The sequence below is a fragment of the Ochrobactrum quorumnocens genome (genome assembly GCF_002278035.1).
Classification (GTDB): Bacteria; Pseudomonadota; Alphaproteobacteria; order Rhizobiales; family Rhizobiaceae; genus Brucella; species Brucella quorumnocens.
The window spans coordinates 783060-798038 of record NZ_CP022605.1 but is presented as its reverse complement, the minus strand read 5'-3'; the positions used below and the strand labels follow the sequence as shown (position 1 = coordinate 798038).

Here is a 14979-nt window from a genome sequence, read left to right as displayed (position 1 = left end):
GGTGTTTCTCCTATGCTTAGAAACAACTTACCGGGAATTATTCTACCGCCCCGCAGGGTCGATCGGGGACGATTGCCATGAGGGTAGAAAATGATGTGGGGACGTTGGTTACCTTGAAAGAAGTGTGAACTGAATGTTTCGTTCGTTTAAGGGCAGACAACCTGCAATGGGAGTTGAGAGCCCCGGAGGCTGAGAATCCTACTGAGGGGTGTCGGCAAATGCGCTGGGCAACTATGGACGAATAGTTACCGGCGTTATTCTTGAGGAGAAGGTGAGCTTTGTTGAAGATCTGTAAAATGGCCATAGTCACTGCCTTAGCATTGTCTTCCCAAGCCACATGGCCGGCTTTAGCGGAAACATTAGTAGGTCCCAGGGTTACAGACCCAAGTTTTCACTTTGCGTCGGGCTATCTACAACAGAATGATTTGCCTGATAGTCGCGTCTTGCTTGGGCCGCCTCCAGCTGACGGAAGTGCTGCCCTTGCGCGGGATGAGGCCGCAAGAGAAGCAACAATTGCTCTGCGCGGAAAAGCACGCTGGGATCTAGCGCGCAAAGATGCGGACTTGCGTTTCCCTCAACCTGCTAAGAACTTCTCTTGTGCCATGGGTGCAGAAATTAGCGAAGAGAAGACGCCCCATCTTTATGGATTGATGCAGCGCGTACTGACCGATGCCGGGCTTTCAACGTATGGCGTGAAAAATGAATATCATAGAACCCGCCCATTCGTTGTGCACAATGAAGGTACGTGTCAGCCAGATGATGAAGAGGTGTTGCGTGAGGACGGCTCCTATCCCTCAGGACACACGGCTGCGGGCTGGGCATGGGCGCTCACTCTTGCTGAAATAAATCCAAAACGAGCTGACAGCCTTTTAAAACGCGGGCTGTCATTCGGGCAAAGTCGGGTGATCTGCAATGCGCATTGGCAAAGTGACGTTGATGCGGGTCGTATTATGGGGGCAGCTACGGTTGCCAAACTTCACAATAGCCCTGAGTTCCTTGCTGATATTCAAGCTGCTCGCAAAGAACTGGAGTCAGCGAACGCTCCCACTATCAACTGTGCCTTTGAGGAAGAGCTAATTTCGTCCCACTAGTGGTCTGATTCTGACATTTGCATCCCTCGGTTACAAGCATCGGACAAATGTCAGAATCATGAAGACCACTAGCAAGTTTATGAATCTAGTGGATTTTTCGAATTTGACGTTTGAAACAGCTTGTGTGTCAGTCGGGATTCAAACGTCAAATTCAATCCACTAGCATTGGCTCCGGCAGCTGTGACATCTACCTTGGGGAAACTATGCATCACTATAAGCTATTCGCAATTTCATTCACTGCTTTGATGTTTACTCAGTACGCCGCTGTTGCTGCGGATACTCCGCTAATGCGGGTCGCATCGGAGCCGGAAAAACAGATCGTTCAACAGGACGAATGGCGTTTTAGCGCAAGCCCATATTTTTGGGCTGCTGGCATCAGTGGCACTGCCGGACAATTTGGCTTGCCGCCTACAAAAATGAACATGGACTTTGGCAGCCTTCTAGATGACCTGAATTTTTCTTTCATGGGAGTCATTGAAGGACATTATGAACGCTACAGTCTATTTAGTGATATCATTTACACAAAAATATCGACGAGTGGTCAGACACCTTTTGGAGTAATAAGCGAGGGTGTCGACGTTAGTTCAGAGACCTTTTCCGGCTTTTTCGGCGGCGGGTATAGTCTGCTTGAAGATGGTGCTAATCGTCTTGATGTTGTGGCTGGTGGGCGCGTCTGGTATGCAAGCACTGAAATTTCTTTCGATGGTGGATTATTAGATGGGCACAGTGGACGTGATAGTGCTGCATGGATTGATGCCGTTGCGGGGCTGAGGGGAAAATACTTCCTCACAGATGCTTTGTATTTTAGTGGCTGGGGTGTTGTCGGTGCGGGCCAAGCCAAGATCGATTGGGATGTGGCCGCTACGTTCGGCTATCAGTTCAAAGACAATCTGTCAGCAGTGGCTGGCTACCGTGCACTCGGTGTTGATTATAGCCACGACGGATTTATATATGACGTGGTTCAACAGGGGCCAATATTAGGGCTGGTATTTCATTTTTAGAAGTCTGACATGCCATAAGAATAGTCATTATCATCTCTTTCGTTATCGAGATTTGGCGACGGACGAAACAGCGCGACCCAACAACAGCTGACGCCAATAGTCCAGGCCGCGTCAGCGTGTCAGCATCGACTAATTTGCCAGACGACGGCGGACGGCTGCAGGTGGCTAACAGCGCGTACAGCAAATTGAGACCGACGGGTTTTTCGCTTTTGCGTTGTAGCGGTCGGTTGCTTGGCTGTACAGCCAGCCGTTGGGCGCTTTTCAGTGTTGGTGTATGTGGTTTGTGCACACGCAACAGGCCTTTCGAGCGCAAGGCTGTCGCAATGTCCTGCGATGGATCGGTTTTGCTTTTGGTGGGATACCACAAATGATCGGCGACGAACTTCATCAGTAAAGCTTCCTGCGTCGACCAGGACAGGGGATACGCGTGGCACGCAAGGACCAGGCTTTGAAATTGCCAGGACGGAGGCCAAAGCCCGCGGCTATTTTCGGTCACCGGCGGCCAATGGTACCTTTTCTGAAAGGCATATTGAATATCGAATTCGGAACAGCCATCCGCATGCAGCTTTTCTCTGGCGTGATCGATACGGCTTGTGGTGCCGATGGCTGTCTTACAGGCCAGGCAATGGTGTGGGACGGTCGCTGAGAAGAGCGAGCAGCGCCGGATTAATATAGAGGTTTTCTCGCCCGGCCTTCATTTCGTGAAGCATGCCGTCGTCAACGAGCGCTTTCAGATAAACGGAAGCCGCTTGGCGTTTGGCGATTCCCGCCTCTACCAGGTCTCCGATGCGGCAATAAGGGTTTACAAAGATCACCTCTGCCAGTTCCCGCGAATAGATCTTTGGGGGCGCGCGCCGCATACGTCCGGCAGTCTGGTCGAGCAGATCACGGATCGCACGGATACACGTGGTTGACCATTCGGCAGTTTCGCGGACCGCTTCCAGCATATAGAGAATCCAATCCTCCCACGCTCCGTGCGTTGTGACGGACAGAAGGCGGTCGTAATAGGCACGCTTGTTGCCGATGATGTAGCGGCTGAGATAGAGGACCGGGATGTCGAGAAGCCCCTTGTCGACGAGATAAAGCAGATTCAGAACACGGCCAGTACGACCGTTGCCGTCAGTAAAGGGATGGATGGCCTCGAATTGATAGTGCATCACTGCAAGTCGGATCAGCGGGTCGATTTCTTCGGCTTCGTGAATGTAACGTTCCCAGTTGGCGAGCTTGTCGCGCAGCAGTTCCTGTCCTTCCGGCGGCGTGTAGATGACTGCTCCTGTCGTCTCGTTCATCAGCGCAGTGCCTGGTGTTGACCTAATATCGAGAGCGACGCCTTTGATAGTACGACACACGGCCACAGCCGTAGACGTTGAAACCGGCCGATTTCTAACGGACAGATATCCTTCGTTGAGAGCCGTGCGGTAACGCAACGCCTCCTTGGTTGCCGGATCGGCTTGGTTTCCGGCTTCGTTCGCGAAGCGAAAGAGCCTGTCCGTTGTGGTTACGATGTTCTCGATTTCCGAACTCGCCTGTGCTTCGAGCATTGGGATTGAATTGATCAGGACAGACTGGTTCGGGATGAGTTGTCCGGATACCCGAAGTTCGGCGAGCGCTGCAATGCATGCCTTGAGCACCGTCCTTGTCTCTACCTCGTCCCGAGGGGGAAGCGAAGGGAGCTCATTATATGGATGGTCGGGTAGGAATGGCATGTCGATTGCTCTTCATTCGGTCGACACCTCGCACAGATATGTCGTCAGCATCGACATATCGCACAATAATGTCGATAGAACCGGAATTTATCGACATAGTATTCCTGCGGCAAGTGGAATTTTCAAATGCAGAGCAAGCCAACTGGTCAGATGCAAGCGTGGATTAGAAATGAAATACGGCCCCGTCAGCGAGGTTTTAAAATACGAGATGGCAACTAATAGAGACACCAAATCGTGCATCTGGCTGTTTACGATGCTGAAAATGCAGCCAACGCGGTTGCCTTCCTGAGCCAGACACGAAAAGCATTTCCCTTCCGGATAACGCATGTGCTGACTGATCGCGGATCATGCTTTACAGCTGACAGCTTTGAAGAAGCCTGCGCAAAACTCAAAGTCATCCGCCGCACGACAAAGCCATATACGCCGCAGACTAACGGCATGGTGGAACGCTTTAACGGTCGGGTCGCGAGCGAGGTTCTCGGTATCAATGTCGCCGGCCATGCAGACCTCGAAACACTACTCATCGGCTTCAACCATGCCTATAATCAACGAAGACAGCGGGTTCTTTCAGGAAAGTCGCCCGTCAACAAAGTAAAGCAACATCTTGAGCTGAATGCTCGCCTCGCCAACCCTCTTTACAAACCCGCAATTGACGGCGAACTCATGGCCAAAGTAGATGACGTGCTTTATTATGCCAATGAGGTCTCACAACCAGACAGGCTGCAGCTCCGGTATAGTCGCTGATTTGTCCTGCCGTGATGTGTAACCTGATGGGGCGACCCTGTGCATCGGTGACGGCGTGCAGTTTGGTATTCATGCCACCCTTCGTCCGACCGATCAGGCGTCCATCGCCCCCTTTTTTAACCGTAGGCTTGAAGCCGTACGGTGGGCTTTCAAATAGGTCGCATCCATCATCACGGTCCTGCCGACCGACGACTTGGAAGACAGGCCTTCCAATATATGAGCAAATATCCCCTTGTGACACCAACGGTTCCAACGATTATAGAGCGTTTTACAGGACCCGTATTCCCGAGGAGCATCACACCACCGTAACCCATTGCGAAGAATGAAGATAATTCCACTCAAGACACGCCTATCATCAACGCGTGGGCGTCCATGGCTCTAGGGAAAAAAGGGACGAAGGCGTGCCATTTGTCCTTCCCTCAGCCAGTAAAGATTACTCATCGATCAGTCTCCTCAAGCGAAACTGAATCAGTTCATAACTCTAAAATCAATGGATCCCAAGCCTAGCCAGAAGAGCTAATCCCCACCTAAACTGTGCTGCGAAAACACCGGGGTACCCATCATACGCGCATTGACGAAAAAGTTTGCAACCCAACCCTCTGCACAGCTCGCGCGCGATTGCATCCAAATTTGGAGACGTTTATACTCAATCGAAAACTTGTGCCATTGGCTGAAGGAGAATGAATGAAGCCGTTAATAGGTGTGCAAGAGCTCGTCGGTGCAATTGGTAGCCCTGATATATTTGTCTTTGATGCAACTAAGTACCTGCCGAATGAGAGCAAGGACGGATATTCGGAGTTCTTGGCTTCTCATATCCCAGGATCGTATTATTTTGATATTGATAAGATTGCTGACCAAGACACGGAACTGCCGCATATGGTGCCCTCTCCTGGCAGGTTTGCGAAATTGTTGAGTGCCATGGGAGTCTCAAATGCTTCCCGTGTGGTTTTCTATGACCAAAAAGGCTTAGCGTCGGCGGCACGCGGCTGGTGGCTGATGCGTTTGTTTGGGCACGATCGCGTATCGGTACTGGATGGAGGTCTGCCCAAATGGAGGTCGGAAGACCTGCCGGTTGATTGTGGTGCCCCCTCTGCACCGGACTCGAGTGCTTACCGGCCGGATTTTAGAGCCAAGTATCTCCGTGGAATCGGTGACATGTTGGAAAATCTGAAAACGAATACAGAACTTGTATTGGACGCCCGGGCAGCGGGCCGCTTTTCCGGCGTAATAACTGAGCCGCGTGCGGGCATACGTAGTGGTCATATTCCGGGCGCAGTGAACGTCCCCTATACGGACTTGCTTTGTACCGATGGCACTTTCCAGTCACCAGAAAAAATACGCGCGCGTTTCGCCATCGCTGGTGTCGATGGAAAGCGACCGGTGATCACAAGTTGCGGGAGTGGTGTGAGCGCCGCAATATTGACGCTTGGCTTGTGTATAGCTGGGTTGCCATATGGCGCACTTTATGATGGTTCTTGGAGCGAATGGGGCGGGCGTCTCGATACTCCGGTGGAGGGTGAGTAATTGCATTCACTCCCGACTGCGACAGAATCTTTGCCCGCCTGTTTCGAGCTGCCTCGACAAAGTGAGCTGACGTCATGCCTGCTCTTTATAGAACGGGTCCGAAAGGGGTTATGTCGCAGATTTTTCAGTAGGTTAAAGACGGCCTTATTTCTGGACGCAATTGTGCTGCGAGTTCCGCAAAGACCTCGAATGAAGAACGATTGTCGTTTGTGAATTGCTGTTACGGATCAAATGCGCAACTTCGATGCCCGCGGACGAATTGAAGCTGGTCGACAACTGGACTGGCCCCGAACTTTTTTGAGCGATTAGAGAATCAGCTCTGTGGCGACCTCTGCGCAATAACCGCTCAACACGCAGAGTTCTCGTTCTGGTGCGAACGGGCGACAAGGCTGGTTGTGATATTCCCGGTGGAACTAACCGGGTTGATTTTGAAGGCCCGATTGCGGCACTTCAGAACCGTTGGAAAGAAATCGCGCAGGAATTCCCTTGAATAGATGAGGTAACAGTTATCGGCATCGACCTCACGAAAAGAGCTGCATAGATAACCTTAAAAGGACAGACGTCACGCGCACGACATCTGCAACGCTTCACGTCCATTCACGACCCTATATAGAATCTGCATCACTTTCCACACGACCGTTCCTCAGCTACCCGGCGACCATGGGAGCCGGCGTGACGCTCTGGCCCAACGCTGGCTTTGTGCTGCAAGAACTGGGGCTGTTGGAGGACATCGCGGCAGCGGGCGGGCGGCCATTGTCAGTGCACCGCAAAGACGCCGCTGGTAATTCGCTGAGAGGATGCGACATTCGGCAGCTGGATCAAATCATGGGATACCCAACTCATACAATCCTGCGTCGGGATTTGCAGGCGGTACTGCTGGACCATGTGGCACGAGCTGGCATCCAGGTAGAGTTCGGGCATCGAGCGTTAGCGATAGACTTGGATGCCAACGGCAAGGCCGAAGTCCGGTTCGAAAATGGGGAGATTGTCCGTCCAGATCTGCTTATTGGCGCGGATGGTCGCATGGACTCGGTGGCACGCAAGTTTGTCGCAGGGTACAATAAACCAATTTATCAAGGCTTCGTGAACTGGATCGGAGTAGCACGGGGGAATGGTCCATTGGTGAGCGACATCGAGATTCAGGACTACTGGGGTTCTGGTGATCGTTTCGGTTGCGTCGCTATTCGAAAAGATTTGGTGTACTGGGCGGCCGCTCAGGCGCGGCCATTGCCTGAGGCGAAGCCCGCAGCGGATATGCACAAAGATGTTCTGGATCTTTTTGCAAAATGGCCTGAGCCTGTCGCGTGCCTCATCGATGCCACGCCCGCACACTCCATCCAACTGATTGCCGTGCACGATCTGGAGCCGCTGCACACTTGGGCTCGGGCTAATGTACTGCTCGTCGGGGATGCAGCGCATGCGCCGTTGCCAACATCTGGTCAAGGCGCCTGCCAGGCTCTGGAAGACGCGTGGCATCTAGCGCGGTGCTTGGACTTGCCAAACGGAGGCCTTGAAGAAGCCTTGCAGCTTTTCGCGGAGGTTCGCGGATCAAAAACTACAAAGCTGGCTGAGCAGGGCCGCATGTTCGCGCGCGGCCTCTTCGCCAAAGACCCGGAAACCTGCCGTATTCGCAATGAGCGCGCCAAGGCCTCCGATCCATTGCGTGATGTGCAGGCCATGGCAGCAGGATGGTCGCAGGGTTTGCCGATGGCCGACTGCACTGACAGGGCGCCCGAGACCGGCCTTGGCAGTCTATATCGTCTATGAAAGGCAATAATAGCGCAACCGTCGCATAGCATTCCAGCCACAAAAAGATTTGCTGTCACCGTTATCTTAACTTGAGTGTAAATGTCTACGGCGATAACGGCGTATGACCGGACATCGTGCCTTGCTGTATGGTGGTCATCATTTTCCCTCCGAGATCATTGCCGAAACTGTGTGGCACTATTTCCGCTTTCAGCTGAGCTTTCGCATGGAGAAGACAAGTTGGATTATCGCGGGATCATCGTCACCTAAATGGCATCTGGATGAAGGTGTGCCGCGAGGCACCCACAGCAATGTGGGACCCGCGCTGCACGAAAGATGTGGGTATGGCCTCTCGAAGCCGACCGTCAGGGGTAGGTTTCAAACCACTGCAAGCTGTGACGGTAAATAGCCGTGGTGGTGAGCGTTGTAGAACAGGCGGACGTTATAGTCCGTCAGGTGAGGGTTAGAGAGACGAGCACAAGCGAACCGCTGATGACGTGTCGAAAAGTGCAAGATGATGTCGAAACCGGGATGAATTCGTTAGCCCAGGATGAGTCTGGGCGGCGACCTGATTTCTGCCCAGGCGGAATCCGGTATAAAGGCGGCGTGACTCTTAACCAGGCTTTCGTGTGGAACGCGGGAACCTGTCGCTGTTGATTGCCGCTGAGAACTGACCCGGGTCAATTCTTAGCGGCAATCAACAATCTGGGATATGCATCTCACAGTTTCTTGGCTGTCGGGAGTGAAATTGCCATTGTCACGAGTTTACATAAACCAAATCAATACGATAGCGAAAATCGCGTAAGACTAATTTTGGAACCAAGTTATTGTAAACATTGTATAATATTCACTGTAGTATCACTTTACTACAAGAAAAATAAGGCAAATAATCCTTTATCTCAGCCGGCAGAAAGCGCTTCTCAACAATGATCCTTCAACGTATTATAAATGTTCGACAACGACTTCTGCTGGCATAATCTAGTAAGCATACAAGTCCACTCGCACTGCGCAGGATCCCTCGACAACGATTTGAATCAAACTATCACTAGCGTTCACCCCATCCTTTTTCGCGCAAAGCCTTTGCTACATTTTCCGGCTCATTGACTTTCAAATATAGCAACTCCACACTTCGGGGATTTTTAATAACAAGTTTCTTACCCACAACGGTTGCTGTGCTAACCTGGGTTCTGGCGAAACTGCGTCGTTTCTCTCCTCTGGTGACAACAAGTTCGTGTTCTGAAATTGTCACCACAGGCTCGCCATGAAGAATTATCAGACCGAGTCCCGAACCTGCAAAAGCTCCAAGAATTCCCATTCCCCAGCTGGTAAGTGCCTGCCCCGCAGTTACCGCGAGTTGCAGAGGACCTTCCCACGGAACCCAGGGTAACTCAATTAACGCCCAGATCGCCAAACGGGGAAGATAAAAGAACAGGACCGCGCACCCAAGAACGGATGCGCCCAATACTAGAAGCTGATCGTTTTTCTTCAAGTCGACGGTTATGGGCTCATCATAATTTTTAAAACCGCTCATTTCGGTTCGCTCTTTTGAATATCCAACTCTTCCGCATCTCCGCTGGGCATCTTCATTCTATCCAAGTTCCTGCTTGTTCAGGACTTGCTCTCCGAGTGCGTGATCTTCTTGCGTCACGGAGGTGAGCTTTTTGAGTTTCCCCCCAAGCCAGTTATTGAGATCATCCATCGCGGTGAACATAACCGGCACGAAGATCAGGCTTAGCGCCGTCGAGGCGATGAGGCCGCCGATGACCGCTATCGCCATCGGCGCGCGAAAGGCTGCGTCCCCGCCAGTGCCTATGGCTGCCGGGACCATGCCCGCCACCATGGCGATGGTGGTCATGATGATTGGTCGTACACGCGTAATACCCGCTTTCAGCAGCGCTGAGCGGCGGTCCAGCCCTTCCCTGCGGCATTCGATGGCAAAATCCACCATCAGGATAGAATTCTTGCAGACGATGCCCATCAGCATGAGAATCCCGATGACCGAAGAAAGATCGAGCGCTGCACCGTAGACAAGAAGCGCCAGCGCCGCACCCCCAATGGAAAGTGGCAGGGCGATTAAAATGGTGAGCGGCTGCAGAAAATCCTTGAACAGGAGCACCAGCACTGCGAGCACCATCAATATGCCCGTCAAAAGCGCCAGGCCGAAATTGACAAACATCTCGTTCATGGACTCAGCATCGCCATATTCGATCTGACTGACACCCGCCGGAAGATCCATATAGGCGGGCAGTACCGAAATCGCCGCCATGGCGCTGCCCAGAGTGGCGCCATTGTTGAGATTGGCTTCCAGCTGAACTAGTCTCTTGCGGTCCAGCCGCTCCACCCGGCTTTCGGCAGTTCCAAACGAGATGTCCGCGACCGAAGCGAGCGGCACCGCCTTTCCTGACGCCGCTCCCACCTTCAGACTGCGCAACGTATCCAGATTACTGCGGACGGCGCCTTCCAGACGAACCCGTATCGGAATCTGCCGCTCTCCGAGATTGAACTGCGCCGAGTTGGAGTCAGTTTCGCCGAGCGTGGCAATACGAGCCACTGTGCCGATCGCTGCTGGCGAAACGCCGAGCCTGGCCGCTTCATCGAAGCGCGGCTTCACGTGCAGTTCCGGCGCAGCCAGCGGCTCCGTCGAGACGACATTGGCCAGTTGCGGCAATTGCCGCATCTCCGCCTCGAGCTTTCGGGCAGCACGGGTCAGTTCCTCGCCATTGTTCCCTGCAAGCGTGACGGATACTTCCTTGCCGCCGTTATCATTGAGGAATGTGAACTGGATATCCGGCGCGGCAGTAAAGATCGGGCGAACCGCCGCCTCGAATTCCTTCCGGCTTATGGGGCGTTCCGAACGCGGCTTCAGCTTGATCAGCAGTTCGAAATCGCTGACGGCATCGTTTGTGGTCGCCAGCACATCCTTTACTTCAGCCCGCTCCAGCAGTTGCGTGACAATCCGGTCGGAAACCTCAGCGGTTTCTTCCAACCGGGTGCCGGGTGCGAGCGTGACCTTCACCTGGGAAAGATTGGAGTCGCCTTCCGGTAGGAAACCGGCGGGCAGTAAGGCCATCAGATAGATTGAGCCGGCGAAGATAGCAGCGACAAGCGCAAAAGTGATCTTGCGGTGGTCGAGCGTCCAGCCAAGAACACCAAGATACCAACGGCCGAGCCGGCTTTCCCCGGCATTGTGATGCGCGGCCCCCACTGGCTGCAGGAGATAAGCCGCCATCAGCGGCGTCAAAAGTCGAGCGACGGCAAGCGAAATCAGCACGGCGATGGCGACCGTCAGACCGAATTGCTTGAAATACTGTCCAACAGCACCGCCGATGAAACTGACCGGCGCGAAGATAGCGACGATGGTTAGCGTGGTCGCCACGACCGCGAGCCCGATGGCATCGGAGGCTTCGAGCGCCGCAATATAGGGCCGCTTGCCCATATGCACATGACGCTCGATATTCTCGATTTCGACGATGGCGTCATCAACGAGAATTCCGATGACGAGTGTCAAGGCCAGCAGGCTGATGCTGTTGAGCGTGAAGCCCAGCATTTCCATGGCGAAGAAGGTCGGCAGTATCGACAGAGGCATGGCGACAGCAGCGATCAGGGTCGCGCGCCAGTTCCACAAGAAAAGGAACACGACAACGACTGTCAGAATAGCGCCTTCGATCAGGGCCGACATGGCATTGTCATAGCTCTGGAGCGTGTACTCCACAGTGGAGATCAGCTCCGTGAGCTTCAATTCGGGGTGGGCCTTCTGGATTTCCGCCAAACGCGCGGTCACGGCATCCGCAACCGATGTATCACTATATCCCTTGGCGCGTGATATGGAGAAGCCGACTACCGGCTTGCCATCCAGGCGGGCAAAGCCACGCGGCTCGGAAGGGCCATCTTCCAGCGTGGCGATCTCGCGTAGCGGAATCCATCGGCCGCCCGGCAGCGAAATCGTCAACCGCGCGAGATCGTCCACGGTTCTGGCGCTGGCGATGGTGCGAACTGACTGCTCCCGGTCACCAATATTGCCGCGTCCGCTCGGCACATTGACATTCAGGTCACGCAGCGCCGTGTTGATCTGGTCCGCTGAGACGCCCAGCGCATGCAGCCGATCCGGCTTTAGGGAAATGCGGATTTCCCGGTTGACACCGCCCAGCCGCTGCACCTTCTGCACACCCGGAACGGTCAGCAGCTCGCGGGTGATCGTATCCTCAACGAACCATGACAAATCGACTGGGGAGACCTGCGACGCGGAGACCATATAATAAAGGATAGCGGTGCCATCGACATCGACACGTGAGATCACTGGCTCTTGGATTGATTGCGGTAGATCCGCTCGGATCTGCGTCACCGCCTCGCGCACATCATTGGTCGCGCGGTCGGGATCAATGCCGATCTTGAATTCGACCGTCGTCGTCGATACGCCATCCGCTATACTTGAACGGATATGCTTGACGCCGGCGATGCCGGAAACCGCACCTTCGACGCGGCGGGTCACCTGCGTTTCCATCTCGGAAGGCGCGGCGCTCGGCTGCGTCACCATCACCGTGACAATCGGGAAGGTCACGTTGGGGTTGGCATTGATCGGTAGCTTGGTGAATGCAATCCATCCGGCCAGTGTGAGCACGATGAAGAGAACGATGGTCGGAACCGGCTTGCGGATCGCCCAGGCGGAAATATTGCTAGTCATATTGAAACTTTCAGGGGGTCTGGACATCGACAGTCGTGACGGGCTCGCCATCGCGAAGCAGGGGGCCTGCCTTTGCGATCACTCGCTCCCCTTCGCGCAGGCCGGAACGGATTTCGACTCTGCCGTTCTGGCGAGCACCAAGCTCGACATTTCTTTTGACCGCCTTACCATCGATAACGACGAATATCGAAGCATCGTGGGGCTGTGCGCCATGAAGAAGGGCGGAGCCGCTAACCATAATCGCGTCTCTTTGCGCAACCACCACTTCAGCCTTGCCGAAAGCCCCCGAAAAGAGCGCCTCCCCCTTCCCTTCAAGCGCAATATAGGCCGTGCCCAATCGCGTCTCCCGGTCGATCCTGGGAGAGACGAGCCGGATACGCCCAGAAACCACAGTACCGTCCGGCAGAGTGACGCGTGCCGCTTGCTCCGTCCTCAGCAAAGACAGGTCACTTTCCGGCACTTCCGCCGCAAGCTCGATTTCACCGTCGCGGATGAGACTGACAAGCAGCTCATTGCCGGCAAGCGCACCGGTGCGCGCCTTGCGCTCCGACACGATCCCGGCGACGGGTGCCTCGATGACGGCACGGGCGCGCTCCCGTCTGGCCTCGGCCAGTTGCGCCTCTGCTTGCTTAAATTCAGCCTCCTCCGCCGCAACGGCCTGATGCGCCACATCGAGTGATGATTGCCGGTCGTCGTAATCTTTCTTGGTGATGGTTCTGGATACGATCAGATGCTTTGCCCGCTCGAAATGAGCTTCTGACTGCGCAAGTGCCGTCTGCTGCTGAGCAAGGGCGGCGCGAGCACGCGCCACGCGGCCTTCATTCTCGAGCACCTGATTATCGAGCTTGCCAGTATCAAGCCGGACCAGCACCTGCCCCTTTGACACGACATCCCCTGCCTCCACTTCGACGGAAGCAATCCGCTGATCCTGCAGTGACGTGCCAACAGCCACCTCCTCGCGCGGGACGAACAGTCCGTTGAAGGACAATTCCCACGTGGCGGGGGCCTTAACGGCGGTAAAAGCCGATGCGGCGCGCGGCGCAGGCTCGTTTGGCGCGGCCGCGGCGGCCGCCACATTTTCTTCCGCCTGCGCAGCATGGACAGCGATGAAGGCCAGGGAACAGACGGCAAGCAGGAGGCCAGAGGGATACCTCATTTCTATATACCTTTATAAGCTGACAAACCGCGAAATTGTGGAGCGGTAAACCGTGAAACTGTCCAGTTTCTGTGAAGAGAGCGTGTGCACCGCGCAAACTCTTCAATTTCAACCTCAAGACATCTCATCCTACATACTGAAAATGGCGCACAATGAACGGGGAGCCGCTATCTATTGAATTTAAGCACCGAAGGGAGAGTTCATCGAAGAATTCTTCAGGAGCGATGAATTCTTCAGGCGTAAACACGCCCGACCGTCCATTCAATCTCCGTGCAAAAAATGGCAGGCTCATCGCCAATGGTATGCTGGTTGCTGCCCCCATTCCACCCTGTGGCAGTGCACAAAGATGGGCGCTAGCAATTGCATTTTGGCCATTGTGTGTCCCTTTTGCCCAGGCAAAGAGCTGAGGCTGAGTTGAAGCTTTTATGTCTTCAGTTGGAAGTCGTTCCACGCTGCTCTCATCAAGATATCGAGCGGCCTGCTCCAGAGACATAACGTGATGATCAATCAGGCTGGTCAGGGATTTGAGATCCTGAAAGTCCTGATCGTCGCCAATCATTACGTTTGCGCACGTCTTGAGCCCGGGAAAAACACGTGGCAGCGTTACGCCTTCCGGATGCCCGACGTTCCAAACCGGAAGCGTACCAATTCCTGGATAATCGATCACACGTCTTTGAAGAGGCTTGACGTCTCTAAGCAATCCCCCTTCCAACTGCCGGACTGTTCCGGTGAGTTGCTGAAGCCAATGAATCGTTGCAGCGTTGGGCATCTCCGTCTGCTTATTATGCCCATTACCAAGATCCTCTTCTTGCACATCCAGTGACCAGCCGGTGAACAGCTCGTCCACCTGGTCAAACGATGCACTGATCGATTTCGCCAACAGATTGGTAATACCGGGACTGGCGCCCATTCCGAGCAGGGCCAGCGATCCTGTGGATTTAGCCTTCGGATCCAGTTCCAGCATATCGAGCATGGCCTCCCAATCATCGCAGATATCCGCGTAATGTTTGCCAGCACCAAGTACGGTGTTAAGAATTGACAGTCCAAAGCGATAAAACGGTCCAACAGTATTTAGAACAACGTCATGGCTGGCAACCAACTGGCCCAAACCCTCTACGTCCATGACATTACAATGAACCGCAGACGCCTTTCCACCAGCCCCCCAAGCGGCTAGCTTTGCTTTTTCAAAATTGAGGTCAGCAACTGTGACATGAGTCACAAATGGAAAAGCAACCGCCTCACACACCGTGATCCGTCCCATTTCACCAGCACCTCCTAGTACAAGAACACGCACTCAACTCTCCATCAGATTTTTTTGGAAAATAACAAC

The 14979-nt window shown here is 54.0% G+C and carries 9 protein-coding genes and 3 pseudogenes; 6 read left to right on the top strand and 6 right to left on the bottom strand.

Annotated elements, in window-relative coordinates:
- The first annotated feature begins 296 nt into the window (after positions 1-296).
- From CES85_RS26020 to CES85_RS27330, 3 genes are all read left to right on the top strand, one after another.
- Positions 297-1091 (top strand): acid phosphatase, encoded by a 795-nt coding sequence (locus CES85_RS26020; protein WP_095448643.1) that lies wholly within the window; start codon positions 297-299, stop codon positions 1089-1091.
- 203 nt (positions 1092-1294) lie between these two features.
- Positions 1295-2092, top strand: a complete 798-nt coding sequence (locus CES85_RS26015; protein WP_095448642.1) for a hypothetical protein — start codon at positions 1295-1297, stop codon at positions 2090-2092.
- 427 nt (positions 2093-2519) lie between these two features.
- Entirely contained in the window at positions 2520-2738 is a 219-nt protein-coding gene (locus CES85_RS27330; protein WP_157743528.1) for a hypothetical protein, read from the top strand.
- On the opposite strand, the gene fic is transcribed toward CES85_RS27330, so the two are convergent.
- Positions 2704-3798, bottom strand: a complete 1095-nt coding sequence (gene fic / locus CES85_RS26010; protein ID WP_095448641.1) for a protein adenylyltransferase Fic — start codon at positions 3796-3798, stop codon at positions 2704-2706. The genes CES85_RS27330 and fic overlap by 35 nt on opposite strands.
- 228 nt (positions 3799-4026) lie before the next feature.
- Between fic and CES85_RS26005 the strand changes: the two are divergent.
- Positions 4027-4542: pseudogene (locus tag CES85_RS26005) on the top strand (integrase core domain-containing protein); the annotation flags it as partial.
- Here the strand turns inward: CES85_RS26005 and CES85_RS26000 are convergent.
- Positions 4499-4983: pseudogene (locus CES85_RS26000) on the bottom strand (IS5 family transposase); the annotation flags it as partial. The pseudogenes CES85_RS26005 and CES85_RS26000 overlap by 44 nt on opposite strands.
- Before the next feature lie 243 nt (positions 4984-5226).
- On the opposite strand from CES85_RS26000, the gene sseA reads away from it, so the two are divergent.
- Both sseA and CES85_RS25985 read left to right on the top strand, forming a co-directional pair.
- A complete protein-coding gene (gene sseA / locus CES85_RS25995; RefSeq protein ID WP_095448640.1) occupies positions 5227-6066 on the top strand; it encodes a 3-mercaptopyruvate sulfurtransferase in 840 nt (279 codons plus the stop codon).
- A gap of 651 nt (positions 6067-6717) precedes the next feature.
- A pseudogene (locus tag CES85_RS25985) lies at positions 6718-7833 on the top strand (FAD-dependent monooxygenase); the annotation flags it as partial.
- Positions 7834-8857: 1024 nt separating this feature from the next.
- Here the strand turns inward: CES85_RS25985 and CES85_RS25975 are convergent.
- The 4 genes from CES85_RS25975 to CES85_RS25960 form a co-directional block, all read right to left on the bottom strand.
- On the bottom strand, positions 8858-9343 hold the full coding sequence (locus tag CES85_RS25975) for a YqeB family protein (RefSeq protein ID WP_095448638.1): 486 nt from the start codon (positions 9341-9343) through the stop codon (positions 8858-8860).
- Between the two features lie 57 nt (positions 9344-9400).
- Positions 9401-12493: an efflux RND transporter permease subunit gene (locus CES85_RS25970; protein WP_095448637.1), complete on the bottom strand. Its 3093-nt coding sequence runs from the start codon at positions 12491-12493 to the stop codon at positions 9401-9403.
- A gap of 10 nt (positions 12494-12503) precedes the next feature.
- Positions 12504-13649 carry an efflux RND transporter periplasmic adaptor subunit gene (locus tag CES85_RS25965; protein WP_095448636.1) on the bottom strand — a complete coding sequence of 382 codons (1146 nt, stop codon included), beginning with the start codon at positions 13647-13649 and terminating at the stop codon, positions 12504-12506.
- A gap of 124 nt (positions 13650-13773) precedes the next feature.
- Positions 13774-14943, bottom strand: a complete 1170-nt coding sequence (locus tag CES85_RS25960; protein ID WP_157743527.1) for a saccharopine dehydrogenase family protein — start codon at positions 14941-14943, stop codon at positions 13774-13776.
- Positions 14944-14979 lie beyond the last annotated feature (36 nt).